Here is a 26,179-nt window from a genome sequence, read left to right on the forward strand (position 1 = left end):
CGGTGTATTGGGCGTCCTTCGGGATGCCCTTTTTTATGCCCCGGCGTACGCCGGGACGGCTTTGTGACAACCGCAAAATTTCCCTCTGTGGCCTATGTCATATTGGGCTCTCACTCTGTACTGTTTGAACCGGCTGGTCTCATCCATTACAAGATCTGTAAATCGATGTGCCATGCCAGTCGTTTCTGGCCCGCACCCATGGCTGGGCCGGTACATCGTGAAAGGGTTGCACGTGAGATCAACTGGAAGAAGCCCCATGCGGGGCGGGGGGCTCCGGAAGGCGGCGGCCCTGGCTGCCGGGTTGCCGCTTCTCCTGGCGTCGCTGGCCATACCTCCTGCCACCGCGGCGCCGGCCGGCCTGGACAACGGGACTGCCACCAGCCCCGGAACCACGCAGTTCAAGGACGGCCCCTACATCGTGGTTCTGGCCGGTGCCGCAGCAGCAGCCTATGAGGGGGAAACTGCCGGCCTGGGCGCCACCCGGCCCGAGACGGGCAGGAAGCTGGATGCCGGTAGTCCAAACTACAAGGCTTATGACGCGTACCTGCGCCAACAACAGCGTGATGTGGCGGCGAGCCAGGGTGTCACTCCCGCAAAGCAGTACACGGCAGCCCTGAACGGCTTCAGCGCCCGGCTCACCGCTGCGCAAGCCACGGCACTCGCCAAGGACAGCCGGGTCCTGGCTGTGGCGCCGGATGTGGAGAACGCTCCTGACTACACCACCACGGATTTCCTCAAGCTCACCGGCCCGGACGGCGTGTGGGCCAAGCAGTTCGGCGGTGAAGCCAATGCGGGCAAGGGCGTGGTGGTGGGAGTCATCGATTCCGGTTATGCGCCGGACAACCCTTTCCTGCAGGGCGAGCCGGTGCAGCCGCTGCAGGGCCCCGCCCAGGTGGGCGTCCCCTACCGCACCGCCGACGGCAAGATCGCGATGCTTAAAGCAGACGGCACCACCTTCGAAGGCGAATGCCAGAAGGGCCAGAAATCCGGAGCAACCTTCGACGGATCGCAATGCAACTCGAAGGTGATCGGCGCGAGGTACTTTGCGGATTCGTTCCTGCAATATGTCGCTCCGCAGGACCGTGCGCGCGAAGAGCTTATCTCACCGGTGGACGTCGGCAGCCATGGAACACACACGGCCACCACGGCAGCGGGAAATGCCGGCGTCCTGCAGGTCATCGACGGTGCTGACTTCGGCAGGAGTTCCGGCGTGGCGCCCGCAGCGAAAGTTTCCGTCTACAAGGTGTGCTGGGAGGACAACAACCCGGATACGGGCGGCTGCTATTCATCCGCGTCAGTGGAGGCAGTGGAAGCGGCGATCAAGGATGGGGTGGACGTCCTGAACTACTCCATCTCAGGAAACAACAACAGCACCGTCGATCCGGTGGCGCTTGCATTCCTGAACGCTGCTGCCGCCGGTGTCTTCGTCTCGGCCTCGGCCGGCAACTCCGGGCCTGCATCCTCCACGGTCAACCATGCCTCACCCTGGCTCACCACCGTCGCCGCCTCCACGTTCCCCAGCGACCTGGTGGGCACGGTCAAGGTCTCTGACGGCTCGCTCTACCGCGGCGCGTCCATCATGAAGACAGAAGTGGCGGACAAGCCAGTGATCATTGCGGCGGCAGCAGCCGCGGCCGGAGCAACGAACGCCAACCTCTGCGCTCCCGGGTCGCTTGATGCGGCGAAGGTGGCCGGGAAGGTGGTGGTTTGCGACCGGGGTGTTGTGGACCGGACAGCCAAGAGCCAGGAAGTCCAGGACAAGGGCGGAGTCGGCATGATCCTGGTCAACCTGACCAGCAGCTCCGAGGATGCGGACAACCACGTGCTCCCCACCGTGCATGTCAACGCCCCCAGGAGCCTGGAGCTGAAGTCCAAGCTGGAGGCAAACCCTTCCCTGACGGTCAGCCTGGTGAAGGGTGACCTCACCGGCCAGCCACTGGCCCCGGCGCCGCAGATTGCCGGGTTCTCCTCCCGCGGGCCTTCCCTTGCGTCCGGCGGGGACCTGCTCAAGCCGGACGTCGCAGCCCCCGGGGTTAACGTCCTGGCCGGCGTTTCCACCATCGGCAACGACGGCGACCAGTTCGGCTTCATGTCCGGCACCTCCATGGCTGCCCCGCATATTGCCGGCTTCGGCGCCCTGGTGCTCAGCAAGCAGCCCACTTGGAGCCCTGCCATGGTCAAATCCGCGATGATGACCACCGCCTACCCGCTGGTCAATCCGGACGGCTCCGCGAACACCGACCCCTTCCAGGGCGGCGCAGGCCACATCGACTCCACCCGCGTCCTGGACCCGGGACTCGTCTACAACTCCGGCGTCAGGGACTGGCTGGGCTTCCTCAACGGGCAGGGGGTGGACACCGGCGCGCCGCAGGCCGGAAGCATAGCTGCCCGCGACCTGAACCTGCCGTCCATCGCGCTGGGAAGCCTGGTGGGGGAAGTCCAGGTGAAACGCCAGCTGACGGCACTGGTGCCGGGAACGTACCGGTCCGAGGTCAGCATGCCGGGCTTCAATGTACAGGTGGAGCCGAAGGCCTTGAACTTCACCAAGGCAGGCCAGACCCGCGAAGTGACGCTCACTATCAGTAACGCCGGCGCGCCCACGGGCAAGTTCAGCACCGGAACCCTCACCTGGAAGGGGCCGCGCACCGTCAGTTCCCCCCTCGCGGTCCGCCCTGTCGATGCGCAGATTGCACCGTCGTTCTCCTTCAGTTCCACGGCCGGAAACGGCAGCGGAACCATGGAGCTGGTCTCGGGTTCGGACAATCCCATCACGGTGGGTGTGGAGGGGCTTGCCCCGCTGAGCCAGACCGCCATCACCAAGACACCCGGCGGGTTTGAACCCGTCAACAACGAGCACAATGCGCTGTTGCAGGTGGCTGTTCCTGAGGGGGCCTCCTTTGCCCGGATGGGAATCCAGGCCCAGTCCGAGGACGTCGACTGGGACATGGTGGTGTACGCACCGAACGGTTCCGGAGGACTGACGGCCACCCAGGTGGCCACGGCCGCCGCCAGCGAGTTCCTGGACCTTGAGTCCCCGCGGGCAGGAACGTACTACATCGTGGCAAACCTTTACTCCACGCCGGACAACGGGCCCGCCAGCGCCTCCGTGCAGTCGGCGGCCTTCACCGGCGACGCCGGCAACCTGACGGTGGAGCCCAACCCGATCGTGGCGCGGAACGGCACTGCCACGTCCGCCACGCTGTCCTGGACCGGGTTGACCGCGGGCGCGCACGTGGCGCGCCTGAGCTTGGGGGAAAACGGGATCCGTACGTGGGTGAATGTCCAGGTGGGCGCGCCGGGCGCTGCGGCACCGGCCGCAGGTCCCTCCATATCCCTGGCCCAGGCCGTTCCCGCGGCCTGACGGACATAGCCTGAGAAGACGTATGGCCCTGGCGGTTACCAACCGCCAGGGCCATTTCGTCCTGCAGGGAGATCAGGTGGCGCGGCCGCCGCCCAAGGGACCCCCGCCCAGGAGGGGTGCCATGGCATTCCACCGGGAAATTTCGCAGCCGTCCGTCCGGGTGAACACCGATTCCACCTGGCGGCCATGGAAGCTTCCGGTGACCACGGCGACCTGTGGTCCGCCGTACTGCTGGGTACACAGCCGTGGCGGTCCCGGCTGCGGAAAGAACACCTGCTCACCGAACTGCTCCACTGCGGCAAGGGCCGCCGTCGGGTCGGGCAGGGTGGAGTCACCGGACAAAACCCCGTCCCGGGCCCTCAGTCGGAACACGTACTCGACGCCGGCAGGGTCCTCCTTGAGCCTGATGGTCAGGTCAATCATTGTGGGACCTGAGCCGAGGCCGCGGCCAGTTCCAAGGCCAACCTGTCCCGCAGCACAGCTGCCTCGGCGGCGAAGGAGCGCTGGTGCTCCACATAGGCGGCCTTGCCGTGCGGCGTCTCGATGGGGATCGCGGGATAACCCCATGCCGCAAGGTCATACGGGGATGCCTGCATGTCCATGGCCCGGATCCGCCAGGACAGTTCAAAGCAGTCCATCACCAGTTCACTGGGAAGCAGCGGGAGCAGCTTGTAGGCCCACTTGTACAGGTCCATGTTGGCGTGCAGGCAGCCAGGCTGTTCCATGAGCCGCTGGGTCTCGCGGCTCGGCGCGACCTCGTTCAGGGGCACGGCATCGGGAGTGTAAAAGCGGAAGGCGTCGAAATGCGTGCAGCGGATCCGGTTGTCCTCCACCACCTTGTCCGTGCCCTCCGGACCGAGGCGGAGCCGGAGGTACTCGTGGCGCAGGTCGAACCTGTCCTGGTGGTAGACCATGGCCCATTCGTGCAGGCCGAAGCAGCCAAACTGCGCCGGCCGTGCCGCGGTGCCGCGCAAAATGATGCCGGCAAAATCCACTGCGTCCCGCCGGTCGTCAAGGAAGGCGGCCACATCGACGGTCACCGCGGTGCTGTCCGGCGGCAGCCCAAGGGAGGCGAGTTCGCCGTCGTCGAGCGTCCGGTAATGTTTCCAGCCGCTGCGGGCGGCCGCGTCCGCCCCCGTCAGGACCATCCCGGCGCCGGGATGCCAGCGCCGCAACTGTCCGGGTTTCTGGGTGTAGTACGTGAAGAGGAAGTCCTCAACGGGGTGCTTTTGGCCGGCGGAACGTCGTGCCAGGTAGGGGTCGGCGTAGCGGCTGACACGCTGCTGGTGGGCTTCCTCAAGTGCCCGCCATTCGTCGGCCGCCAGCAGCCTAAGCTGCTCCACCGGCAGCACCCAGGACATCCTTCGCAGCGTCCCAGGCGCTGATTTCGCAGCCGTTGGTGCGGAAAAATTCGGCCTCCACGGGCACGCCGTCCACCACCCCGGTAACAATGGCTGTCTGCGGTCCGCCGTACTGCTCGGTGCACGCCTGGTCCGTCGCGCGGGGTTCGGGGCTCAGCAGCGCGGCGTTCTCCTTCAAGGCGGTGCAGGCAGCCTCGGCGGTCGGGTGGCTGCTCTCGGCGGCAGGGACGCCTGCCTGGCACACCAGGGTGTAGTTTACGGCGGGTTCGCCTTCAGCTGGAGTCACGGTGATGGCCAACTCCGCATTGCCCTCGCCTGGCCCGCCAGCCGGGCGGGAAGTTCCAGGCGACGGCGCGGGAACGGAAGTTTCAGTGTCCGGGGACGGCCCGACCGCCGCGCTGGTGGTCGGGGACTGGGACGTAGGCTCAACCGACGGCGTGGCCGGGCTGCCGCCGTCCGGCGTGGGGGAGCAGGAGGACATCAGCAGCGCAGCAATTGCCAGCCCTGCCATCTGCAGCCGTGTCCTGCGCACCGCCCTAGTCACCCTTCGATTCTAGCTCCACTATCGCGCCTTCCCGGTGGTTCCGTCCGTACGGTACGGGCCGGCCCGTCGGCTACGGCGTCCCGCCGGAGGTGGCAGCAATGAGCCCCATCATGGAGGCATGCAGTTCCATGACCTGGCTTCGGGTCAGGCCAAGCCGTTCCATCATGGTCCCGGGAACTTCCAAAGCCTGTTGCCTCAGCGCCGCCCCTGCAGGCGTAAGTTCGACGGCGAGTGCCCGCTCATTGCCGTCCGCCCGGCGGCGGGTGATGTATCCGGCGGCCTCAAGCCGGCGGAGCAGCGGCGAAATGGTGGCAGGCTCCTGGGCCAGGGCATCGCTGATGTTCCGGACCGTCCTGGGACTGGTTTCCCACAGGCTCAGCATCACCAGGTACTGGGGGTGGGTCAGGTTCAGCTTCTCCAGGACTGGCTTGTACGCCCCAACGACGCTGCGGGCTGCAACCGTCAGTGCGAAACAGAGCTGGTGTTCCAGGAGCAGGTCGTCATCCTGGCTGGTATCTGCCGGAGCTGCGGCGTTCATAAGTCCTCCAATTATTAGTACGCTAACTATTAGCGTACACTTGCTGACGGAAGACCAGGGCAGAGGAGGAGCCGGGCGTGGCCAAGGGCAAGCCGGACAACAAGGACAACGCGTCGCAGCGCTTCATGCGCGCCACCGGCAAGCTGAGGGCCATCTTCGGTCCCGCGAACCGCTCCTCCCTGGTCCACGACATGACGGAGGAAAACCGGAAGCTGCTGGCGCAGCGCCAGGCTGAAAGCCAGCAGTGGGAAACCATCACGCGGCCGGACGGCAGCACCTATGTGGTGCCCAGGAACCCGGAAGATAAGTCCCTGCGCTGACATGTTCCAACCCGCGTAGCGCCCTTGCCTCTGGCTCCACGGACTGCCCTTCGGCCCGCTCCTTTTCCCGGCTTCGGGCGTAAAATGGGGGCACTGGCTCCCGCAGGAGGCAGCAGCTCTTTGCCCCGATCAGCGGGAAGGGGGTGGGAAACAATGGCACGCATTGTCAGCGGATTCATGGGCGCGACAGACAGGCTCCGCTTCTTCTTTGGACCTGCCACCCGGCTGGACCCTGATGCGCCGGTGGTGCACAAGCACGATGCATTTGAACAGGCTTCCGAGGAAGACCTCTCGCACTTTGTAGTGGAATCCGATTCGTCCGGCCATCACTACGCTGTCCGCCGCGAAGACCTTGAGCGGGAGAGGCCATGATGTAAGACCTGTCTGCCCGCGGGACAAGCGAAAAGCCGGGCCGGCCTCCGAATGAACGGAGGCCGGCCCGGCTTTGCTGCGGCGCTTTTCTGCGGAGGTCCCGGTTTAGCGGCCGGTTCCGCCGTAGACGGTGGCTTCGTTGTCCGCATCCAGGTCGAAGGCCTTGTGGATCACGCGCACGGCCTCGTCCAGCAGGTCGGCATGGGTGACCACGGAGATGCGGATTTCCGAGGTGGAGATCATGTTGATGTTGATGCCGGCGTCGGACAGCGCCTTGAAGAAGGTGGCGGAAACGCCGGGGTGGGAGCGCATGCCCGCACCGATGAGGGAGAGCTTGCCGATCTGCTCGTTGTATTCGATGCTCTCGAAGCCGATCTGGTCCTGCGCCGAGTGCAGTGCCGCCAGGGCGTCCGCCCCTTCCACGATGGGCAGAGTGAACGAGATGTCCGTCCGGCCCGTGCCATGCGTGGACACGTTCTGCACGATCATGTCGATGTTCGAGTGCGCGTCGGCGATGACCTGGAAAATGGCGGCGGCCTTGCCGGGGATGTCCGGGACGCCAACAACGGTGACCTTGGCTTCGGAACGGTCGTGCGCAACGCCGGAGATGATTGGCTGCTCCAAGGCAACTCCCTCTTGAGTGGTGATCTTGTCTTCGGCGCTGGGGATGACCCAGGTGCCTTCATGCTGGCTGAATGAGGAGCGGACGTGCAGCGGGACGCCGAACCGGCGGGCGTACTCCACGCAGCGCAGGTGCAGGATCTTGGCGCCGGACGCGGCAAGTTCGAGCATCTCCTCGCTGGAAATGGTGTCGATCTTCTGGGCCGAGGGCACCACCCGGGGGTCTGCGGTGTACACGCCGTCCACGTCGGTGTAGATCTCGCAGACGTCGGCCTCAAGTGCCGCAGCCAGTGCCACGGCGGTGGTGTCGGAGCCGCCGCGTCCGAGCGTGGTGATCTCGTTGGTGGCGCGGCTCATGCCCTGGAAGCCCGCCACGATGGCGATGTTGCCTTTGTCGAGGGCTGTCCGGATGCGGTGCGGATCGACGTCGATGATCCGGGCCTTGCCGTGGATGCCATCGGTGATCATGCCGGCCTGGGAACCCGTGAAGGACTGGGCGGAGGCACCGAGCTTGTTGATCGCCATGGCCAGCAATGCCATGGAAATGCGCTCTCCGGCGGACAGCAGCATGTCCATTTCACGGGCGGGAGCGGAATCGGTCACCTGCGCGGCGAGGTCCAGGAGCTCATCGGTGGTGTCACCCATGGCAGACACCACAACCACCACTTCATTGCCGGCTTCCTGTGCGTCAACCACGCGCTTGGCAACGCGTTTAATGCCGTCGGCGTCAGCCACGGAGGAGCCACCGAACTTCTGCACGATGAGCTGTTTGGTCACCGCACTGCCGGCGGACAGCCCTTGCTGCTGTGTTGCGTTGTGCACTTCGGTAGTGGGCGTACTCATGCGCGTACCTTCGTTGGATCGGTTCTTGAGGCGGCAGCCTGACGCCGGAACGGCGCGACTTTCCCGGGACAGTTTATCGCCGCCTGCTGCGAGGCGTTGAATTGTGACCGAATTTCAGCCCGCAGGAGGACCGCTGCGGAGGGACCCGAGGCGTACGCTCAAGGAGTCAACGTGCTCAGGACTGTGGGGGACAGGTGCGCAAAACATGGCAATAGCGCCGGAAACATCAGAACAGCCGGACGCCCCGGCCAACGCCGGCGGGATCACAGCCCGGGCGGTGAGCAGGAGCTTTGGGGTGGTGCGCGCCGTCGAGCATATGGACTTCGACGCCCCGGCCGGCAAAGTGACGGCCCTGATCGGCCCCAATGGTGCGGGCAAGACCACGCTGCTGCTGATGCTGGCATCGCTGCTGGCACCGGACGGCGGCACCATCAGCGTGGACGGGCTGGATCCTGCCCGGCACCGGGCGGAAGTCCGCAGCCGGCTTGGCTGGATGCCGGACACGCTGGGAGTCTGGGAGTCACTGACCGCTCGTGAAATCCTCACCCAGATGGCGCGTTTCTACCGGCTTCCCGCTCCCGGGATAGGGCAGCGGGTGGCGGACATGCTGGAACGCGTCCGGTTGTCCGACCTCGCCGACCAGCCTGCCCGGGTCCTGTCCCGGGGCCAGCAGCAGCGGCTCAGCCTGGCGCGGGCACTGATCCACGATCCCTCTGTGCTGCTCCTCGATGAGCCTGCTTCAGGCCTGGACCCGGGGTCCCGCGTGGAGCTGCGAACCATGCTGAGGCAGCTTGCCGCGGAGGGCAAGGCCGTGGTGGTTTCTTCCCACGTCCTCAGCGAGCTTGACGAGATTGCGGACGGTGCCGTCTTCGTCAACAGGGGGCGGACCGTGCGGCAGCAGACCGTCGAGGAAGCCGCGGCGACCGGCCGGCGGTACTCGATCTCGGCGTCGGACATGGCTGTGCTCGCCGCCAGGCTCACCGAACTGCGGCTGGTGTTCCGCCAGGAGGACGGGCGCCGGCCGGGCGTGAGCCTGCTGCTCCTGAACGACGCCGATGCGGAACGGCTGCTGCGCGACCTGGTGCTTGCCGGCGTCGGCGTCACGTCTTTCGCCCCGGCCTCCGGCGCCCTGGAAGAGACGTACATGAACCTTGAGGGGGAGCGGCAGTGAGCACGGTGGCACAGAAGCGGCAGGACCCTTCCCGATCGGGAAACGCCGGGGCCTACCTGGCCGGCATCGGCCATGTGGTGGCCCTCGAACTCAAACAGCGCCTGCGTTCGCGCGGCTGGTACATCATGCTTGCCATCTGGTTCGTCCTGACGGCACTGGTCACGTGGCTGACTTGGGCCAGCTGGAATGCCCAGCAAGCGGCCCAGCGGGCCTATGGCAGCTACATGCCACCGGGATCCGCCGGCCCGGGGTCAATGATTTTCGAAGTGGTGCTGGCGTTCGTCCTGCTCTTTGCCTTGCTGGTGGCCCCGGCCTTGTCAGCCAATGCCGTGAACGGGGACCGGGCCGGCGGAACGCTTGCCATACTCCAGGTAACGCTGCTGGAACCCGGCCAGATCCTGTGGGGAAAGTTCTTTGCCGCATGGCTGGCGGCCCTGGCGTTCCTTGTCGCCAGCACACCGTTCCTGGTGATCGGGGTGGCGCTCGGCGGGCTGACGCCGGGCCACGTGCTGGTGTCCCTGCTGATGCTGGCCGTGGAGGTGGGTGTTGTCTGCGCCCTGGGTGTTGGCATTTCGGCCCTCGCCGGCCGGCCGCTGTTTTCCATCGTGGTGACCTACCTTGCGGTGGCCGGGCTGGCGGTGGGAACGCTGATCGCCTTCGGCCTGGGCACCGGGCTCGCCCAGGGGACGGTCATGGCCAATAATGCGCAGTACAGGGCTTACGAGCCGCTGGCCAACGGGCCGGTCCAGCCGGAGTACACCTGCGTTGGCCCGCTGCGGGAACAGCCTGCCACCCGGACCGAACGGGTGGCCTGGCTCCTGGCAATGAACCCCTACGTGGTGGTGGCGGATGCGATTCCCTACCCGGACCGCGTCATGCAGCAGGGCTTCCCCACCTCGGGTGCCATCGAGGGCATCAGCCAGGGCGCCCGCTACGCACTCGCCGGACCTGAGGGGACCTACCCGTGCGCCAACGGGGTTGTCCAGCCCACGTACCTGAACCAAAAAACACCTCTGTGGCCGCTTGGACTGGGGCTGCAGCTTGCGTTGTCCGGGCTCCTGATGTTGCTTGGGCAGCGTGCGCTCCGGACACCCGCCCACCGGCTGGCCCGCGGCACGCGGATCGCCTAGGAACCGCCGGCAGGCGCGGCGGGGCGGGGATCTGGACAGCCCTCCGTCGCTGGACCACCATTGAGGCAGTTGCTATTCAGGTGGCCGGTTACCTCCCGGCCACAGCCGGGGCTGGGGCTGTCCTTGGAAAGGTGGCTCCCGTGGCCGATGACCAGCAGTACGGCGCCAAATCCATACCGGAGCCCTACTTCGAGCCGATAGGGCCGAGGTCTGCCGAGTGGTTCCAGCCCGCAGATGATGACGACGGCGGAGCCCGGCGCCGGGGGCCCGGCCTCCGGGCAGAGGTACGTGCGGGTGCAGCCGACTGGGCCGCCAGCTTGGGGACCCTGCGTTTCTGGGCTATCGCAGTGGGGTCGTTGTGCGCCACCTGGGTGGCCGTCGCGGGACTGGTCCTCCTGCCCGGACCCGGCGGGGACTCAGCCGAATGGATGCCGGTCCCGATACTCACCTACGTGCTGGCGTCGTCGTTGCTTCCCGCTACGGCTGCCCTGACGGCGGTGCATTGGGGCATGTCCGCCCAAGGAGGGGCGGCCGGCCCCGAACATGGCGGCAGGCTCCCTGCGGCAGTGCTCTCCGCCGCCCTCCGGAACCTGGTGTTCGCCCTGCTGATCCTGCTGACGCTGCTGATGCAGGCGGCTGCCGCCGGTCTGCCCGGGGCCCTGGCGGCCACCTCGGCCGGCCTGGCGGCGGTGGAAGGTGCCATCTTCGCTGGCATGGGAGTGGCGGTTGCCGCGCTGGTGCGCCACCGGTTCCTGCGCCGGCTCTTGGGATGGTCGCTGGCTGTGTTCATGGTTGCGGGGACGGTCGCGGCCGCGTCCTTCCTGGTCCCGGCCGTGCGGTCGGAGGAGCCGGTGACAGTGGCCCTCAACGTGGTGCGGGCGGCTGACGGAACCCCCGTGGCCTATGACTGCAGCAGTATTACCCTTGGGACCGTTGAGCTGTACCGGACGGAACGGGTCACGTGGCTGGCTACTGCCAGCCCCACCGTGGTGTTCGTTGCGCTGGCCGGCGGGTCGGGCGCCGGCGCCGATCTTCTCGGATGGCTTTCAGCGGCCCTGCAGCAAGCGGCGGACGGTACCGCGGTTCCCTGTATCAATGGTGAAGCGCGGAGCCAGGATTCCCCGCGGTTGCCGTTGCCGGCGCTGGGCCTTCTCCTGCAGACAGGCGTTGCTGCCGCCCTTTTGGCCACTGCCGCCGCGGCTGCAACCCGCCGTCGGAACCCTTCTCGGGGGGCCTAGCGCCTGATCCAGCCGGTGCGGATCAGGTCAGCGCGTTGCGGCGGCCTTCGAAGGCTCGTCCCAAGGTGACTTCATCCGCATACTCAAGATCCCCGCCCACGGGGAGGCCGGACGCCAGACGGGTGACCGTGATGCCGATGGTCTTGAGCATGCGCGCCAAGTAGGTGGCGGTCGCCTCTCCCTCGAGGTTGGGGTCGGTGGCGATGATGACTTCCTGGATGGCGCCGTCGTTCAGCCGGGTCAGCAGTTCACGGATCCGGAGTTGCTCGGGTCCGATGCCGGCGATCGGGTTGATGGCACCGCCCAGCACGTGGTAGCGGCCGCGGAACGAACGGGTGCGCTCCACCGCCAGCACGTCCTTGGACTCCTCCACCACGCAAATGACGGCGGGATCCCGACGGGGGTCGCGACAGATATTGCAGAGTTCCTGCTCGGTGACGTTGCCGCACACGGTGCAGAACTTGACCCTGTCCTTGACGGTGGTGATCGCCTCCACCAGCCGCTTCATGTCCTGGGGATCCGCTTCAAGGATGTGGAACGCCAGCCGCTGTGCGGACTTTGGCCCCACGCCTGGAAGGCGTCCAAGCTCATCGATCAGCTCCTGGACAGCACCTTCGTACACAGTTTCCTCTTTAGCTTGGAATGGACAGCGGGTCATGCAACAGCGGTTCCATCCGGTTCACGCCGGATGGCGGGTCAGTACCGGGGCGGGAGGGGGCTTCCGTCCGCGGACCGCTCCTCGATCAGCTTTCCGCCCAGAATACGCTCCACCGCTGCACGGCCGAACACTCCGGATTCCTCGATGGTCTCATCGTCGGCGCTCGGAATGTCCTGCACGTAGGTGGACGCCGCCACGGCCGCGCGTGCCGGGGCCTTGGCGCGGCCGGCCTCAGCCTCCGGGCTGTTGGACAGCCGCTGGTAGAGGCTTTGCCGGGTACCGGTTCCCGGTGACGGGGCGGCGGCGGGAGAGGCTGCGCCGGCCTTGGAAGGAACGGCGGCGGGAGCAGCCGCGGGAGCCTGTCGCACCGGGGCAAGCGTGGCCGGGCCGGCACCGGGCGCAGCAGCCGCCATTGCGTACTCCGGGGCGCGGACGCCTTCCGGATCCGCTGCAGACGGCGCGGCAAATTCGCGCCCCTGCTGGATAGACGGTTCCTGGCCGGCATCCGGGTGGCCAGGAACCGTGGCCAGGCCCCAGTCGGGCTCCGTGGCTGCACCCGCCGAGGAGACCGGTATGGACGGGGGAACCTGGGCCGTGGCCGGTTCGTAGCGGGGAGCGGGTGCGGGCGATGGGGTGTCCGCAGCGGTTGAGGCGGGGAAACGTCCTACGTTGCTTTCGTTTCCGACCACCCATACACCCGGTGCCTGCTCGACTGCCCGGGCCCAGGGGTCCTGGACGGCGGTATCCGCTGCCGGCTTTCGTGCGGCTGCCTGTGCAGCGGCGGCAGGGGCCGCGGCCGGTGCCGGTGCATATGCCGGTTCCGGCGTAACTGCAGAGGTGCGGCTGACCGTACGCGCAGCCGAAGGCTCCCAGTCTGCCGGAGGTTCTTCATCCAGCGGGGGAGCGTCCTCATCCCGGGGCGGGCCCCAGTCGTCATCCGAGTAGGAGTAGTCGCCCTCCAGGGGCGGGTAGGAATTCCGGCCGCCTGCGGCGCGGGCAGGGGTCTCCCGGGACGGCGCCGCCGTTTGGCGTCCTCCAGCCTGGTGCGCCGGGCTGCCCGGTGCGGGTGCGGGGGTCGGTGCCGTATTGCCGGCGCCCGTTACCGGCGTGGAAGGCGCGGGAGCCGGTGTCCGGGTGGACGCGGCTGAGGGCGCTCCCTGTTCGGCGGACGCCGGAGCAGAAGCGGGTGCAGGCGCGGAAGGGCTGGTCGATGCCGACGCCGGGGCAAGCGCTGCCGGTGCAGGCGCGGAAGGGCCAGGCGATGCCGACGCCGGGGCAGGGGCTGCCGGTGCGGGCGCAGGGGCCAGGCCCCACGCCACATCAGCTGAAGTGGGGGCCGCCGCCGGACGGGCTGGTGCTTTTGGGTTTGGTTCAGAGCTCGCCTGGCTGGCGCCACCGGCAACTGCGTTGATCTGGCAGTCGATCCCCACCGTTTTGTGGATGGCCTGGCGCAGGTTGTCCGAATGGTCGGCCCGCCCGAAGGCGCCGGCGAGACCGGAGGTGGTGAACGAGAGGGTCAGGACGGCGCCGTCAAAAGCGCTGACCTGGGCGTTGGGCTCCACAAGTGCCCAGGTGCTGCGCTTGATCCTGGATAACGTCTGCAGCACGTCGGGCCAGGCGCGGCGAAGAACCTCCACGTCGCCCATGGCCGGGGGAGCAGCAGGCGGAGCTTGTTGGGGAGCAGTATCCGCTGCTGGAGCCACGATGGCGGCTGCCGGAACCCGCTCCGGGGCAGGGCTTTCCGGTGCGCGCTGTTCCGCGCCCGGGCGAGCAGCAGCCGGGGGCTCGGGTGCAGCGCGTTCAGGCAGTGGGCTCTGGGACGTTGGCCGTTCCACTACCTGCCGTCCAGTCGATTGCTGGCCCGGTCCTTCAACCGGCCAGTCGTTGGTGCTCACGCGTGGAGGGGTCAGGGGAGACCTGCCACCTGATTCCGGGGATCCCTGGCCGGTGGGTGATGGGACGGCGGGACGAGGTTCAACTGCAGTGGACTCCGGTCCAGCCGGCTGGACCGCGGCGACCGGCTGGGGCTGCTCGCGCCGCGGCGCGGGTGTCACGCTCTCCTCAGGGGCAGGGGCAGGGGCAGGGGCAGGGGCAGCAGGTGCGGCGGTGGTCACCGGCGCGGCTGCGGCGGCGGGAGCATCGACGTCGTTCCCGGCATAGCTGAAGCGGCGCTCCACCCGGTCTATCCGGGCCGCCAGGCCGCGCTCGTTCTGGTCGGACGTGGGCAGCAGGATTCGGGCGCAGAGCAGCTCAAGGTGCAGCCGCGGGGACGTGGCCCCGGTCATCTCCGTGAGTGCCGTGTTGGTGACGTCCGCGGCCCGCGACAGCTCGGCCGACCCAAGGTTGTGCGCCTGGTTCTGCAGCCTGGCAATCTGGTCCGCGGGCATCCCGCGCAGGATGGTGTGGGCGCTCTCCGGCATGGCCTTGACGATGATCAGGTCGCGGAAGCGCTCCAGCAGGTCCTCAACAAAGCGGCGGGGATCGTGGCCGGTCTGGATGACCCGGTCCACCGCGCGGAAAACGGTGGCGGCATCGGAGGCGGCTACCGCCTCCACCACGTCATCCAGGAGTGATGCGTGGGTGTAGCCAAGCAACGCGACCGCGAGTTCATAATCCAGCCCGTTGGGTCCGGCCCCAGCCATCAGCTGGTCAAGAACGGACAGCGAGTCACGGACCGACCCGCCTCCGGCGCGGATCACCAGCGACAGGACGCCGGGGGCGACGGGGACGTTCTCCTGGTTGCACAGGAGTTCCAGGTACGCCATCAGGGGTTCGGGCGGTACCAGGCGGAAGGGATAGTGGTGCGTCCGGGAGCGGATGGTCCCGATGACCTTGTCCGGCTCGGTGGTGGCAAAGATGAACTTGATGTGTTCCGGCGGTTCTTCAACGATTTTCAGCAGCGCGTTGAACCCCGCGGACGTGACCATGTGGGCCTCGTCAATGATGAAGATCTTGTAGCGGTCCCGGACGGGGGCGAAGGTGGCCCGCTCGCGGAGGTCACGGGCATCGTCAACACCGCCGTGGCTGGCGGCGTCGATCTCGATGACATCCAGCGAGCCGGAGCCGCCGCGGGCCAGTTCGATGCAGCTGGGGCATTGGCCGCAAGGGGTGTCCGTGGGGCCCTGCGCGCAGTTGAGGCAACGGGCAAGGATGCGGGCGGAGGTGGTCTTGCCGCAGCCCCTGGGGCCGGAAAAAAGGTAGGCGTGGTTGACGCGGTTTTTCCGCAAAGCCGTCATGAGCGGCTCGGTGACATGCTCCTGACCGATGACGTCGGCGAACGAGTCGGGACGGTATCTGCGGTAGAGGGCGGTAGTAACTGTCACAGAGAAAACCCTACCAATCCGGGCCGACATCCTGCCGCCCTGTGGGGGAATAGTAAAGACCCCCCATGCACCCGCCAGAGCCCGCCTACCCTTGCTACCTTCCGGTCCTGGGGGAGTTCAACAGGATGACGCCACATGAGGGGCCGTCAGATACTTTACCCGATCATCCGGTACGGTTCGAATCGGGCCCCGGCCGCCAGCCCTCCACGCGCCAGCTCATGAAAGCCGGCTCTTCGTAGGGATGCGCGGCGCGCAAAGCGGCCACGACCCGTGGCAGGAGCGGCTCCTCGACCACGCACTCAATCCGGTCCTCCGCCACCTCTTCCGGCGTCCCCGTTGAGCCGAGGAAAGGGCGGGCGCCTGCTTCCGGCGTGAACCGGCCGGTTCCGGGAGTCGTGAAGGAACAGTGGGAGTAGTTCCCGATCCTTCCTGCACCGGCGTCGCCGATGGCAGCCAGGACCTGTTCCGTGTGGGTTCGGGGTGAGTAGATCACGAGGGCATGCAGCTCGGTCATGATTCCACTGTGCGCCGAAGTTCCGCTGATTGCCCGCATTTCCATTGCTTATCCCTCCGGCACCCACGATCATGGGTATGTACACCGATTGGGGCAATCTCCAGATTGTGAGCTGTGTGGCCTGGCAGAACGGGGCCGGACCCGGCAGCTCAACGGCGTACCAGTGGAATGGGCGCGTTGGGGGCGTCCATTTCCGGTTAAGGCGGGATTGCGGGGAACGGTGCGGGCAGTCCCTGGTGCGTGCCGGGCGCCGAAGCCTTACGAACCCCAATTTGGGTGATGCGCGAAACGTCAGGTAGTCTAGTACCTGCTTTTGATTCAGAAGCAGTTGGAGAATTCGCCTAGCGGCCTATGGCGCACGCCTGGAACGCGTGTTGGGTTAACGCCCTCGGGGGTTCAAATCCCCCATTCTCCGCCGGTCGAGAACCCGGTCCCGCAGCTGCGGGATCGGGTTCTTGCATTTAATACATTTTGCCGGGCCTGACCACGTTGTTAGAGATCGGCTTCGGGATACCCCAGGCGCCGCAGCCGTGCACGTGCGGCCATTTCGCTGGGACCGCGCGGGCCCAAGGCAAGGCGGACGACGCCGAGCACGGCCTTGGTGGCAAGCCTCACCGGAAGCGGAAACGGGCCCAGCCGGGGTACCTCGAGCCCGAGCATCGCCCGGTACCGTGGCTCCAGGCTGTACACCGCGCCAGCAAACAGGATGCGGTAGCCGGGCCGGAGCATCGGATGCAGCGGCGCGTTGCGGATGAAGTCCACAGTCTCAGCCACCCGGGCGTCGACGCGCAGCTCGTTGCCCGTGTACCAGCGGTCCAGCTGCTGCCGCATCTCCGCTTCGGTCAGCGGCGGATTGTCCACGCCCATCAACCTGCCGGCCTGCGCCCACTCCCTGACATAGGCGTCGGGTCCGCCGGGGATGCTGCCGCCCCAGATTTTGTGGGCAGTCAGGAAGGCGTCGGTGAATGCGATATGGATCCATGCGGCCAACTCGGGATCGTTGGCACTGTAGCTGCGCAAGGTTCCCTGGTTGTCGCTGTAGCTGCCCTGCACAGGTTCATGCAGACGGCGGACCATGCGTGAGGCCTCCTCGGCAGCGGCCCTGGAACCGTACGTCACTGTGAAGATCCAGCGGATGGTGTGCGCCAGCCGGCCCAGCGGATCTTCCCGGAAGTTCGAGTGCTCGTGGACCCCGGCCAGCGCGCCGGGGTGCAGGGATTGCATCAGCAATGTGCGTATTCCAGCCACGATGGGGGACATGGAACCGTGCACCGCCCACACTGCAGAACCCGGCAGGTGGTAGCCGGGGTCGTCTCCCTCCGACAGCCGCAGTGCCCAGTCCGGCGGCGCGTCCGACTTTCCCGTGAACGTCTTCTTGAGTTCGTCCTGCCATTTCCGGAGGAAATTCCGCATATCCCATTGTTGCCCACTGCGGGCCGCCGCGCGCCGACCTGGATGAGACTCCGAAGATATCGGCGAAAACCCCCTATTTCGTGATTCAGGGGTTCACAGGGCATCAGCCGTATGGTCCCATGGGTCTACCGTCAAGACAGCGTGCGGGTGGGACATCTCCGGGAGTCAATCCATGGGCAAGAATCGGGGATCCGGTGCGGGCACAAAACCCCCGGGTACACGCCGGCCCACTGTCCGCGTCCTGACGGCTGCCGGTGCTTTGGCCGTGTCATTCTCCACCTTGAACCTGTCGGATGGCCGCGAGGCGCAGCTGTTGCCGGCGGTCTCCGGGACGCCTGCGGAAAGCCCTGCGGATCCGGCAGGGAAAGCTGTCCCTCCCGGTCCTGGAGGCCAGGCCGCCGAGCCAGCGGGAGTGGTGCTCCGGGGAGCGGAAGGCCCGGACCTGGACTCCCTCCCGCATTCCATACCCGCCAACCCGCAAGCCGTGGTGTCGTTCCCGCGGCCGGTGGTCACCGGTTCAGGTCCCGAGCGGCCTTTGCCAGTGGAAGTTGGTTACAAAGGGGTTGGAAGGCCCGCTGCCGGATATCTTATGGCACCCTTGGAAGTCTTGAATCCCAGCTCACCCTTCGGGTTCCGAATTAGCCCACTGACCGGAACGGCCGGCGACTTCCATCTGGGACAGGACTATGCTGCCCCCTGCGGAACCGGAGTTTACGCTGCAGACTCCGGTGTGGTCCGGGCCGCGGGCTGGCATCCTTGGGGCGGTGGCAACCGGGTGGAGATCGACCACGGCAACGGCCTGGTGACCACGTACAACCACCTCGAATCGCTGGCGGTCCGCAGGGGCGATAGCGTGCAGGCAGGCCAAGTCGTTGGGCGGGTGGGCAGCACAGGCTGGTCAACCGGCTGCCATCTGCACTTCGAAACCATCTTGAACGGCTGGCATGTAAGCCCCTTGAAGTGGCAGTTCGTGGGCCTCACGGCGCTCGCTGGTGGTGGCCTCGAAGAGTCCTTGTCCTATGTCCCGGGCTCTGGTTCACCGGCTGATTGGCTTGACTGGACCCTGCCTGGAATCAAGGACACGGAGCCGACGGTGCAGCCAGCCGAGCCGGAGCTGCCGACGCACTCCGAGGCGGAAACCCCTTCAACTTCGCCCACCGAGCCTGCGCCGTCACCTACTGAGCCGACGCCGGCCCCCACCGAGCCGACCCCGGCGCCCACTGAGCCGTCTGCCTCGCCGACCGAGCCGTCAGCGTCTCCCACCGAGCCGACGCCGGCGCCCACTGAGCCGTCTGCCTCGCCGACCGAGCCGTCAGCGTCTCCCACCGAGCCGACGCCGGCCCCCACTGAGCCGACGCCGGTGCCCCCGGAGCCGTCTGCCTCGCCGATCGAGGCAGCACCGACCGAGCCAGTGCCGACGGAGCCAGTGCCGACGGAGCCTGTGCCGGCTCCGGTTGAGCCTGCACCGACCGAGCCTGTGCCGGCTCCGGTTGAGCCGGTGCCCACCGAACCTGTGCCCACTGAGCCTGTGCCAGCTCCGGTTGAGCCGGCACCGACCGAGCCTGTGCCGGCTCCGGTTGAGCCAGTGCCGACTGAGCCGGTGCCCACCGAACCCGCGCCGGCCCCCGTCGAACCGGCACCCACCGAGCCCGTAACGCTGGAACCAGCGACGCCGGAACAAACCGCGGCACCAGTCCCCTAGAAGAGGGCAGGTCCGCGGAAAAGTCGGCAGGCCAACCCGTACAGGGGCTGACCTGCTCCGAATTACAGGTGTGAACAACTTTGTGCGGACCACATCCCCGGTGTCCCTGTACCCCATCCCGCTGACCCTGAATGACGGAACCGAGACGGAGTTCGGACGGTTCAAGGGGAAGGTGGTGTTGGTGGTCAACGTCGCCTCCAACTGCGGTTTCACTCCCCAGTACGCCGGGCTGGAAGCCCTTTATGGGAAGTTCCGCGACCGCGGCTTCGAGATCCTCGGCGTCCCGTGCAACCAGTTTGCCGGCCAGGAGCCGGGCAGCGACACCGAGATCGCCGAATTTTGCCAGCGGAACTTTGGCGTGACCTTTCCCCTGACGGAGAAGGCCAGGGTGCGCGGCAAGAGGCAGCACCCGCTGTACGCGGAGCTCACCAAGTTCAAGTCCGGGCTGCTGCCCGGGCTGGTGAAGTGGAACTTCGAGAAGTTCCTGGTGAACCGCGACGGCGAGGTGGTGGACCGCTTTGCCCCCACTACGGAGCCGGACTCGGCTGAAATTATCGACGCCATCGAGAAGGCCCTTGGCGATTGACCGGCCCTGGGGCGAATAAAATGCGCAGAAGCGCAGTTCTTTTATCTTTTTCCACATCGGCTACGGCGATTTGCCCAAAGTTTGCCAAATGTCTGATTGGATAAATATTACTGAAGGGTACCAGGGAAGAGCGGCTTCCCACCGACCACAGAGGTAGCAATGGAGCACATCGAGGCCGAACATCCCCGGCCACGCCACTTCCTACTCCACTTGAGTGATCCCCACCTGTTGGGGGGTCCGGACCCCCTGTACGGCGTTGTTGACAGCGAAGCCCGCCTCATCCAGCTCTTTGACGAGGTCAAAGCATCCGGGGCGCGCCCTGAGGCTGTCATCTTCACCGGCGATCTCGCAGACAAAGGCCATCCCGAGGCGTACCGGAAGCTGCGGGCCATCGTGGAGCCCGCGTGCGACGAGATGGGCTCGCAGGTTATCTGGGCCATGGGCAACCACGACAACCGGGCGAACTTCCGGAAGGGCCTGCTGGACCAGCCAGGGAATGACGCGCCCGTGGACCAGAGCTACTTCATCAACGGACTGCGCGTCATCACCCTGGACACCTCGGTTCCCGGGTTTCACCACGGCGAGCTGAGCCAGTCGCAGCTGGAATGGCTGGCCCGCGAACTGGAGACCCCGGCTCCCGACGGCACCATCCTGGCACTGCACCATCCACCTGTCCCGTCGGTCCTGGACCTGTCGGTGCTGGTGGAACTGCGGGACCAGGCCTCGCTGGCCGCGGTGGTGCGCAACTCGGACGTCCGGACCATCCTGGCCGGCCACCTGCATTACTCCACCACCGGCACCTTCGCCGGCATCCCTGTCTCCGTGGCTTCGGCGAGCTGCTACACCCAGGACCTCAATGTCCCGGTGGGTGGCACCCGCGGGCAGGACGGCGGGCAGGCCTTCAACCTGGTGCACGTCTACGAGCACACCATCGTCCATTCGGTGGTTCCGCTGGGCAGTTCGACGACGGTGGGCGAGTACGTGACCCCCGAAGAGACCGCGCGGCGGCTGGAGGCCGCAGGGGTCCGGATTCCCGAGACCACCAAGCAACGCAGCGGAGCCCGGCTGGGCGCGTCCTCCAGCAGGTAAAACTCGGGCAGGTAGAAGAAGCAAACAGATGGCCGGTCCCGTTGACGTCGGGGCCGGCCATCTGTTTGTGCCGTGCAGGGAGTGCGCGTGCTACTTCTCCCAGGGCGCCTTGACGGGGAAGTACTTCTCCAGGAAGTCGGTCACTACTTCGGCCCGCTCGTCAGCGTCCACCTCGGGGAAGCTGCCGTCGTTGAGGCAGAAGAAGTCCATGTTCCGCTTGGCCAGCAGCTTGGGAAGGTAGTTCAGGCCGGCGCGCATGGTGGTATCCACGTAGCGGACCTTCGCGGCCGTCTGGGTGACCGCGCGGCCGGTCAGCAGCGCGTAGTAGTGGTAGAACGAGTTCGTGACGGAGATGTTGTCCGCGGCGCGGAACCGGCTGGCCGCAGTCTTCCGGAACTCCTCGGGGAACTCGTGCTCCATGGTGGCCACGACGCTCCGGCGGAGCGGTGCGGCGCAGTGCTCGAGGTGCCGCGTGGTGATCCGGCCGAACCGGTTCCACAACAGCTTGCGGTTTACCCGGGCGGCGTTCTCGAAGCCGCTGCGCTCTGCCGCGTTCTCGCCCAGGCCGATCCGGGTTTCCGCCTCAATGAACTTGGTGATCCCGCCGGGGGTGAAGAACAAATCCGGGCTGACGGGCCGGCCAAAGAACATGTCGTCATTGGAGTAGAGGAAGTGCTCCGAGAGCCCCTCGATGTGGTGCAGCTGGCATTCCACAGCCTGCGAGTTGTGCGTGGGCAACACTGTCGGGTCGCTGAAGAACTCTTCGCTCCGGACGATCGTCACGGAGGGGTGGTCCGCCAGCCATGCAGGGGCAGGGGAGTCCGTGGCGATGAAGATGCGGCGGATCCAGGGCGCAAACATGTAGACGGACCGCAGCGCGTACTTCAGTTCGTTGATCTGCCGGAAGCGTGCCTCGTGGTCGTCGCCCTCGCCGAGGACATGGCCTTTTTGCTGGGCGCGGCGGGCAGCAATGTACTCCGGGGAACTGCCGTCCACCCAGGAGAACACCAAATCGATGTCGAAGCTGATGTCGCTGGCGTGGTCCGCGAACATGTTCTCGATGGTGGGCCAGGTGTGGCCGTAGCGCTCCACCGTCCCGCGGACCGCGTCCTGCCGCAGCAGGGTCCGGCGCGTCAGGGAGTTCTCGATGGGCAGGATGATCTCCTCGCCCTCGAAGGACCAGAGCTCGATCTGCACGCCGGCCGAAGCGCCGAACTCGAAGCCGCCCCCGGGTTCCACCCGCGGCCGGTACAACCGGAAGATGCGTGCCTGGCGGCTGGTGGAAAGCTCGCCGTCGGCTACAAGGACGGCGGTCTTCTTCTTGGCATCCACCGTCATGGAGTAGAAGGGCTCGTCCCGGCAGGCCTCAACCAGGGCAGCGCGCAGCTTCTTCCTGTCCTTCCAGTCCAGGGCGATGACCGGGCGGTCATTGTTGCCGCGGACCAGCAGGTAGGCCAGGCCGGACTCCGCGAGGACGTTCCGCAGAAACAGCAGGTCCTCCACCATTGCCTGGTAGTGGGTCCTGTTGTAGTTGAGCAGGGCATAGCGGCCCTTGTGCCTGATGACGTCGGGGCGGTGCTTCAGGCGCCGTTCCGCAGCAGCGGAGGTCGCCTCCTCGTGGAATTGTTCCTCTACGGACGCCTGGCCACCGAAGTAGATTTCGTCCTGAACCGGTGCTTCTGTAATGGTTATCTCCGTGCTGGTGAAGTATGCGTTCCTACCTGCATGATAGCCCCGCCCGGGAAACGGCATGTTTCGGCCGGCCGGCGGCCACGGCCCTAGACGCCCAGCGCCTCCCGCCAACTGCGCAGGAAAGCGCCGCCGGCGTCGTCGTGGATGACCGTGGCTTCGAGCCCCAGGTCTGCCGCTGTGAGGACTTCGTACGGTTTCGCCGGAACACCGTCCGCGGGACGGACATCCACGTGCTTCACGGCATGGTCGTTGTGGTGCAGCCAGTCCGCCATGGCGTAGTCCGTGCGGGAATCGCCCACCGTTCGCCAGGCCTCGGGGGTGATGCCCTGCGCTGCCAGCAGTTCCACGGCCCGGCTGGCACCGAGGTCCTTGCCGAGGCGGACGGACTCGATGTCGGTGGAGATGATGGTGGGGTCCACGCGGTAGTCCACCTCGTCGTCGGAATTCGGTGCATGGTGGTCCAGCCGGACCACGCCCAGCCCGTGCCGTGCCATCAGGTCCATGGCATCGGCGTCGAACAGCTTCTGCTCCGCGAGGTACTCGGCGCTGGGGACCTCGATGTGCTGCTCCACGGACACCATGGCCCGCTTGGTCTCGTCGAAGAACATGTGCGCGGCGTAGTCCTCGGCGACCAGCCGGCGGACGTCGTCCCCGTAGGCCGCAGGTACGGCGAGCTCACGGTCCACATGGATGGGGCCGGGGCCGGCGGAGGTGTAGCTGAACCAGACCGCGCCCTTTTCGCAGACGGCGTGGATGATGGTGCCGCCGGGGATTCCGGCCTCGATCATCGGCGCCATGACCTGTTCCCGGATGAAGGCGTCCGAGCGGCCCGTGTTGAAGACGACGGGGATCCCGGCGGTGGCAAGGGCCACCAGGTCGCTGATGATCTCCGGTTTGACGTCCCGCGTGACCGGGCTCGCCACCGGACCGTCAACGTCCAGCAGGAGCGCCAGCGGCGGGGTGGACGGCGTGCGGACGCCGGGCACGGGCATGGCAGGGGACTCGGATGCTGTCATGGGGCCTATTCTTTCAGCAGCGCCCGGCAGTTCCTGAACGGGCGACCGAAGATCACCGGTTGTGACATGGTCACTGTTTGGCCACAACCTGCCGGGGGCGCGGCCGGGCACTTTCGCTCCGGTTGGCGGGATGCCTAGGGTTGCAGGGTGATATTCAAAGCTGTGGGCGAGGGCCGCCCTTACCCCGACCATGGTTACAGCACGCCCAAGGAGTGGGCGTCGCTGCCGCCGCGGCCGGTGCGGCTGGACGAGCTGGTGACCACCAAGCGCACCCTTGACCTGGAGGCCCTGCTGGCAGAGGACTCCACCTTCTTCGGCGACCTCTTTCCGCATGTGGTTCAGTACCAGGGGACCCTGTACCTGGAGGACGGCCTGCACCGGGCCGTCCGGACGGCACTGCACCAGCGCACCGCGATCCACGCCCGGGTCCTGGTGCTCGATGGCTAGGAAGAGGCAGGTGCAGGATGCCAGCATCCTGCACGGCCATCACGTGGTGAGCGGTCCGGAACTGCGGGCCACATTCGACGCGGCGGCCCTGGACGCCGACGATACCGCCAGGGTGCGCCGCAGGGTGCTCCACGGCATTGTGCTGGTGCTCCTCATCGGCGTGATCGCCGCGGGCATCATCACGGCCCTGGCGATCATCAACGGCCGGTTCTCCATTCCAACAGCCGAACCGGCCGAGGAAAAAGTCTCCACCTGCCCCGCGGCCACGTTTGACTACACGCCGCCTGAGCAGATCAACCTCAATGTCTACAACTCCACCAGCAGGCCGGGCCTTGCCCGGTCCGTGGCGGACGAGTTCCTGGCGCGCAAGTTCGTGGTGGCGGACGTGGGCAACATCGATGCAGGCTACCGGGGCGTGGCGGCCGTGATCTCGGGTGCAGCCGGACAATCGGCCGCCTTCAGCGTGCAGCGGAACCTGCCGGGTTCGGACTACTTCCAGGACGGCAGGACAGACGGCAGCGTGGATGTGATCCTTTCCCAGGATTACCGGGCCCTGGCACCGCCCGACCTCGTGGACCAGACACCCGGCACGCTCAGCTGTCCGCGGGAAAGCCGCCGTGTTGCGGATGACGACAGGTGGCCGGTCATGCCGTCCGCGGCGCCGGTGTCCTGAAGTGCCGGCGTCCTGAAGCGCCGCTCCTGAAAGTTAGCCCGCCACGGCGGGAAGCTGGGCGATCCGCACGGGGTGGCCCTCGTCGTCGAACCTTGCCCCGGCGCCCAGCTGGATGAACCGCACAGTCCTGGCCACGCGCGCTTCCAGCTCAGCCGGCTCGTCGCTGCCCCTGGCGGCACTGGAGGAGAGCGTCCCCAGGATCAGCTGCGCCTGCTGCCCGATGTCCGCCACCGGGAGGTAGCCCTGGTCCATTCCGTCGCGCAGGATGCCCTGCAGCAGCACGCTCAGCTCGCCCACATGGTCGGCAAGTTTTGCAAAGGACGACGGCGACAGCACGGCGCCCATGGCGGGTCCCGGAGGCAGGTGGCGGCGGCTGAGGTCCACCACCTGGGCGCGCACGTAGAGCGCGAGCCGCTCCACCGGGTTGTCCAGCCGGTCCAGGGCCTCGCGCAGCTCCGTGAGGAACTTCTCCGTCTCGTCCAGGGCGTACGAGATCAGCAGTTCCTCGATGTCCGCGTAGTAGTTGTAGACGGCGGTCCGACCCACACCGGCGTGCCGGGCCACGTCCGTCATGGTCAGGCCGGGAAGGCCGTGCGAGAAGAGGAGTTCACCGAAGGCCGTGAGGATGCGCCGCTGGGTGTCCGCCCGCTGCTCGGCGTTGCTGGCCGCTGAAATCCTTGGCATACAGACACTTTACCGCTGTGTGTCAGTAAACCAGTTGCGGGACGTGCCCGAATTCAGACCGTGCAGCCGTCGGGGCCGCAGGCGTCGCCCTCGCCCGAGTTCACCAGTACCAGCGGATTGGCATCCTGCCAGGCCTGGTCCAGCGCAGCAGTGAAAGTCGCTGCGGGCTGGGCCCCGGAAAGTCCGAACTTCCGGTCGATGACGAAGAACGGGACGCCGCTGATGCCCAGGGACCGCGCCTCTTCAACATCGGAGCGGACATCGTCGGCGTATTTGTCCGTGGTGAACAGTTCCTCGAGCTCGCCGGAGGGAATGCCCAGGTCCTTGCCCAGCGAGGCCAGGTACTCCCGGCTGCCGATGTCCTTGCCGTGCTCGAAATGGTCGCTGAGCAGGCGCTCCTTGGCGGCGTCCTGCCGGCCGTGGGCGGCGGCGAGGTGGATCAGGCGGTGCGCCATGAAACTGTTCGCCACCACCACCTTGTCGAAGTGGTAGTCCAGGCCCTCGCCGCTGGCCTGCTGCGCGACATGGTCGAACATCTGCGAAACCTGCTGCAGCGGCATCCCCTTGCGCGTGCTCAAGTACTCCAGCTCCGTGCCGTCATAGTGCTCCGGAAGGGTGGGGTCCAGCTGGTAGCTCCGCCACGTGACCTCCACCGCGTCGCGATGGGGGAACTCGGCCAGCGCGGCCTCGAAACGGCGCTTGCCAATGAAACACCACGGGCAGGCCACATCTGACCAGATCTCAATCTTCATGGTGTGAACAACCGCCCGGCTGGAGCAGCCATTCCGGAAGGTGCGTGTTAGATACCCCACACTGGGTCTTGTGGCCGGGCCGATCCTGGGCAATAGTCTGATATAGGTCAAGCAGAGGCCATTGTTCTTCC

At 66.7% G+C, this 26,179-nt stretch carries 24 protein-coding genes, 1 tRNA gene, 1 other RNA gene and 1 pseudogene; 12 read left to right on the top strand and 15 right to left on the bottom strand.

What is annotated here, in order from left to right:
- The first annotated feature begins 256 nt into the window (after positions 1 to 256).
- Complete coding sequence (locus tag ACJJV6_RS10865; protein ID WP_407708913.1) at positions 257 to 3,361, top strand: S8 family serine peptidase; 3,105 nt, start codon at positions 257 to 259, stop codon at positions 3,359 to 3,361.
- A 72-nt stretch (positions 3,362 to 3,433) separates the two neighbouring features.
- Here ACJJV6_RS10865 and ACJJV6_RS10870 read toward each other — a convergent pair whose 3' ends face one another.
- From ACJJV6_RS10870 to ACJJV6_RS10885, 4 genes are all read right to left on the bottom strand, one after another.
- Complete coding sequence (locus tag ACJJV6_RS10870; protein WP_133348480.1) at positions 3,434 to 3,784, bottom strand: serine protease inhibitor; 351 nt, start codon at positions 3,782 to 3,784, stop codon at positions 3,434 to 3,436.
- Positions 3,781 to 4,722: a 3-methyladenine DNA glycosylase gene (locus ACJJV6_RS10875; protein WP_133348482.1), complete on the bottom strand. Its 942-nt coding sequence runs from the start codon at positions 4,720 to 4,722 to the stop codon at positions 3,781 to 3,783. The genes ACJJV6_RS10870 and ACJJV6_RS10875 overlap by 4 nt, the downstream gene beginning before the upstream one ends.
- Complete coding sequence (locus ACJJV6_RS10880) at positions 4,691 to 5,233, bottom strand: SSI family serine proteinase inhibitor (RefSeq protein ID WP_407710491.1); 543 nt, start codon at positions 5,231 to 5,233, stop codon at positions 4,691 to 4,693. The genes ACJJV6_RS10875 and ACJJV6_RS10880 overlap by 32 nt, the downstream gene beginning before the upstream one ends.
- 103 nt (positions 5,234 to 5,336) lie before the next feature.
- Positions 5,337 to 5,804: a MarR family winged helix-turn-helix transcriptional regulator gene (locus ACJJV6_RS10885; RefSeq protein ID WP_407708914.1), complete on the bottom strand. Its 468-nt coding sequence runs from the start codon at positions 5,802 to 5,804 to the stop codon at positions 5,337 to 5,339.
- 125 nt (positions 5,805 to 5,929) lie between these two features.
- Here ACJJV6_RS10885 and ACJJV6_RS10890 point away from each other — a divergent pair, with 125 nt between their 5' ends.
- Both ACJJV6_RS10890 and ACJJV6_RS10895 read left to right on the top strand, forming a co-directional pair.
- On the top strand, positions 5,930 to 6,124 hold the full coding sequence (locus ACJJV6_RS10890) for a hypothetical protein (RefSeq protein ID WP_035753574.1): 195 nt from the start codon (positions 5,930 to 5,932) through the stop codon (positions 6,122 to 6,124).
- Between the two features lie 153 nt (positions 6,125 to 6,277).
- Complete coding sequence (locus ACJJV6_RS10895) at positions 6,278 to 6,496, top strand: hypothetical protein (RefSeq protein ID WP_009359066.1); 219 nt, start codon at positions 6,278 to 6,280, stop codon at positions 6,494 to 6,496.
- A 105-nt stretch (positions 6,497 to 6,601) separates the two neighbouring features.
- Here the strand turns inward: ACJJV6_RS10895 and ACJJV6_RS10900 are convergent, their stop codons facing one another.
- The gene (locus ACJJV6_RS10900) at positions 6,602 to 7,960 is read right to left on the bottom strand and encodes an aspartate kinase (RefSeq protein WP_407708915.1); all 1,359 of its coding nucleotides are present in this window, start codon (positions 7,958 to 7,960) and stop codon (positions 6,602 to 6,604) included.
- Between the two features lie 205 nt (positions 7,961 to 8,165).
- On the opposite strand from ACJJV6_RS10900, the gene ACJJV6_RS10905 reads away from it, so the two are divergent.
- The 3 genes from ACJJV6_RS10905 (at position 8,166) to ACJJV6_RS10915 (ending at position 11,499) form a co-directional block, all read left to right on the top strand.
- Positions 8,166 to 9,131 carry an ABC transporter ATP-binding protein gene (locus ACJJV6_RS10905; protein ID WP_407708916.1) on the top strand — a complete coding sequence of 322 codons (966 nt, stop codon included), beginning with the start codon at positions 8,166 to 8,168 and terminating at the stop codon, positions 9,129 to 9,131.
- Complete coding sequence (locus tag ACJJV6_RS10910) at positions 9,128 to 10,261, top strand: ABC transporter permease (protein WP_407708917.1); 1,134 nt, start codon at positions 9,128 to 9,130, stop codon at positions 10,259 to 10,261. Before ACJJV6_RS10905 ends, ACJJV6_RS10910 begins: the two co-directional genes overlap by 4 nt.
- A 140-nt stretch (positions 10,262 to 10,401) precedes the next feature.
- Positions 10,402 to 11,499 (top strand): hypothetical protein, encoded by a 1,098-nt coding sequence (locus ACJJV6_RS10915; protein ID WP_407708918.1) that lies wholly within the window; start codon positions 10,402 to 10,404, stop codon positions 11,497 to 11,499.
- 22 nt (positions 11,500 to 11,521) lie between these two features.
- Here ACJJV6_RS10915 and recR read toward each other — a convergent pair whose 3' ends face one another.
- From recR to ACJJV6_RS10935, 4 genes are all read right to left on the bottom strand, one after another.
- A complete protein-coding gene (gene recR, locus ACJJV6_RS10920; protein WP_407708919.1) occupies positions 11,522 to 12,121 on the bottom strand; it encodes a recombination mediator RecR in 600 nt (199 codons plus the stop codon).
- Between the two features lie 74 nt (positions 12,122 to 12,195).
- Positions 12,196 to 15,510 (bottom strand): DNA polymerase III subunit gamma and tau, encoded by a 3,315-nt coding sequence (locus ACJJV6_RS10925; protein ID WP_407708920.1) that lies wholly within the window; start codon positions 15,508 to 15,510, stop codon positions 12,196 to 12,198.
- A 21-nt stretch (positions 15,511 to 15,531) separates the two neighbouring features.
- Positions 15,532 to 15,628, bottom strand: an RNA gene (gene ffs, locus ACJJV6_RS10930) — signal recognition particle sRNA small type.
- A 15-nt stretch (positions 15,629 to 15,643) separates the two neighbouring features.
- On the bottom strand, positions 15,644 to 15,994 hold the full coding sequence (locus ACJJV6_RS10935) for a hypothetical protein (RefSeq protein ID WP_133348494.1): 351 nt from the start codon (positions 15,992 to 15,994) through the stop codon (positions 15,644 to 15,646).
- A gap of 330 nt (positions 15,995 to 16,324) precedes the next feature.
- On the opposite strand from ACJJV6_RS10935, the gene ACJJV6_RS10940 reads away from it, so the two are divergent.
- Positions 16,325 to 16,409 (top strand) — tRNA-Ser (locus ACJJV6_RS10940).
- 77 nt (positions 16,410 to 16,486) lie between these two features.
- Here the strand turns inward: ACJJV6_RS10940 and ACJJV6_RS10945 are convergent.
- The gene (locus tag ACJJV6_RS10945) at positions 16,487 to 17,407 is read right to left on the bottom strand and encodes an oxygenase MpaB family protein (protein ID WP_407708921.1); all 921 of its coding nucleotides are present in this window, start codon (positions 17,405 to 17,407) and stop codon (positions 16,487 to 16,489) included.
- A 589-nt stretch (positions 17,408 to 17,996) separates the two neighbouring features.
- Between ACJJV6_RS10945 and ACJJV6_RS10950 the strand changes: the two are divergent.
- Positions 17,997 to 18,350 (top strand): annotated as a pseudogene (locus tag ACJJV6_RS10950) (M23 family metallopeptidase); the annotation flags it as partial.
- 74 nt (positions 18,351 to 18,424) lie between these two features.
- Here ACJJV6_RS10950 and ACJJV6_RS10955 read toward each other — a convergent pair.
- A complete protein-coding gene (locus ACJJV6_RS10955) occupies positions 18,425 to 18,928 on the bottom strand; it encodes a hypothetical protein (protein ID WP_407710529.1) in 504 nt (167 codons plus the stop codon).
- Positions 18,929 to 19,179: 251 nt separating this feature from the next.
- Here ACJJV6_RS10955 and ACJJV6_RS10960 point away from each other — a divergent pair, with 251 nt between their 5' ends.
- The gene (locus ACJJV6_RS10960) at positions 19,180 to 19,695 is read left to right on the top strand and encodes a glutathione peroxidase (protein ID WP_354177242.1); all 516 of its coding nucleotides are present in this window, start codon (positions 19,180 to 19,182) and stop codon (positions 19,693 to 19,695) included.
- Between the two features lie 159 nt (positions 19,696 to 19,854).
- Positions 19,855 to 20,784 carry a phosphodiesterase gene (locus ACJJV6_RS10965; RefSeq protein WP_009358461.1) on the top strand — a complete coding sequence of 310 codons (930 nt, stop codon included), beginning with the start codon at positions 19,855 to 19,857 and terminating at the stop codon, positions 20,782 to 20,784.
- A gap of 90 nt (positions 20,785 to 20,874) precedes the next feature.
- Here the strand turns inward: ACJJV6_RS10965 and ACJJV6_RS10970 are convergent, their stop codons facing one another.
- Together ACJJV6_RS10970 and ACJJV6_RS10975 are read right to left on the bottom strand one after the other, a co-directional pair.
- The gene (locus ACJJV6_RS10970) at positions 20,875 to 22,536 is read right to left on the bottom strand and encodes a stealth family protein (protein ID WP_009358462.1); all 1,662 of its coding nucleotides are present in this window, start codon (positions 22,534 to 22,536) and stop codon (positions 20,875 to 20,877) included.
- A 26-nt stretch (positions 22,537 to 22,562) separates the two neighbouring features.
- On the bottom strand, positions 22,563 to 23,492 hold the full coding sequence (locus ACJJV6_RS10975; protein ID WP_407708922.1) for a hypothetical protein: 930 nt from the start codon (positions 23,490 to 23,492) through the stop codon (positions 22,563 to 22,565).
- A 147-nt stretch (positions 23,493 to 23,639) separates the two neighbouring features.
- Here ACJJV6_RS10975 and ACJJV6_RS10980 point away from each other — a divergent pair, with 147 nt between their 5' ends.
- Positions 23,640 to 23,939: a type II toxin-antitoxin system VapB family antitoxin gene (locus ACJJV6_RS10980; protein ID WP_009358464.1), complete on the top strand. Its 300-nt coding sequence runs from the start codon at positions 23,640 to 23,642 to the stop codon at positions 23,937 to 23,939.
- A complete protein-coding gene (locus tag ACJJV6_RS10985; RefSeq protein WP_407708923.1) occupies positions 23,932 to 24,612 on the top strand; it encodes a LytR C-terminal domain-containing protein in 681 nt (226 codons plus the stop codon). Before ACJJV6_RS10980 ends, ACJJV6_RS10985 begins: the two co-directional genes overlap by 8 nt.
- A 33-nt stretch (positions 24,613 to 24,645) precedes the next feature.
- Here the strand turns inward: ACJJV6_RS10985 and ACJJV6_RS10990 are convergent, their stop codons facing one another.
- Both ACJJV6_RS10990 and ACJJV6_RS10995 read right to left on the bottom strand, forming a co-directional pair.
- Positions 24,646 to 25,296, bottom strand: a complete 651-nt coding sequence (locus ACJJV6_RS10990; RefSeq protein ID WP_009358466.1) for a TetR/AcrR family transcriptional regulator — start codon at positions 25,294 to 25,296, stop codon at positions 24,646 to 24,648.
- A gap of 53 nt (positions 25,297 to 25,349) precedes the next feature.
- The gene (locus ACJJV6_RS10995; RefSeq protein WP_407708924.1) at positions 25,350 to 26,048 is read right to left on the bottom strand and encodes a DsbA family oxidoreductase; all 699 of its coding nucleotides are present in this window, start codon (positions 26,046 to 26,048) and stop codon (positions 25,350 to 25,352) included.
- Positions 26,049 to 26,179 lie beyond the last annotated feature (131 nt).

This window comes from Arthrobacter nitrophenolicus, from assembly GCF_045833485.1.
In the GTDB taxonomy this organism is placed as follows: Bacteria; Actinomycetota; Actinomycetes; order Actinomycetales; family Micrococcaceae; genus Arthrobacter; species Arthrobacter nitrophenolicus.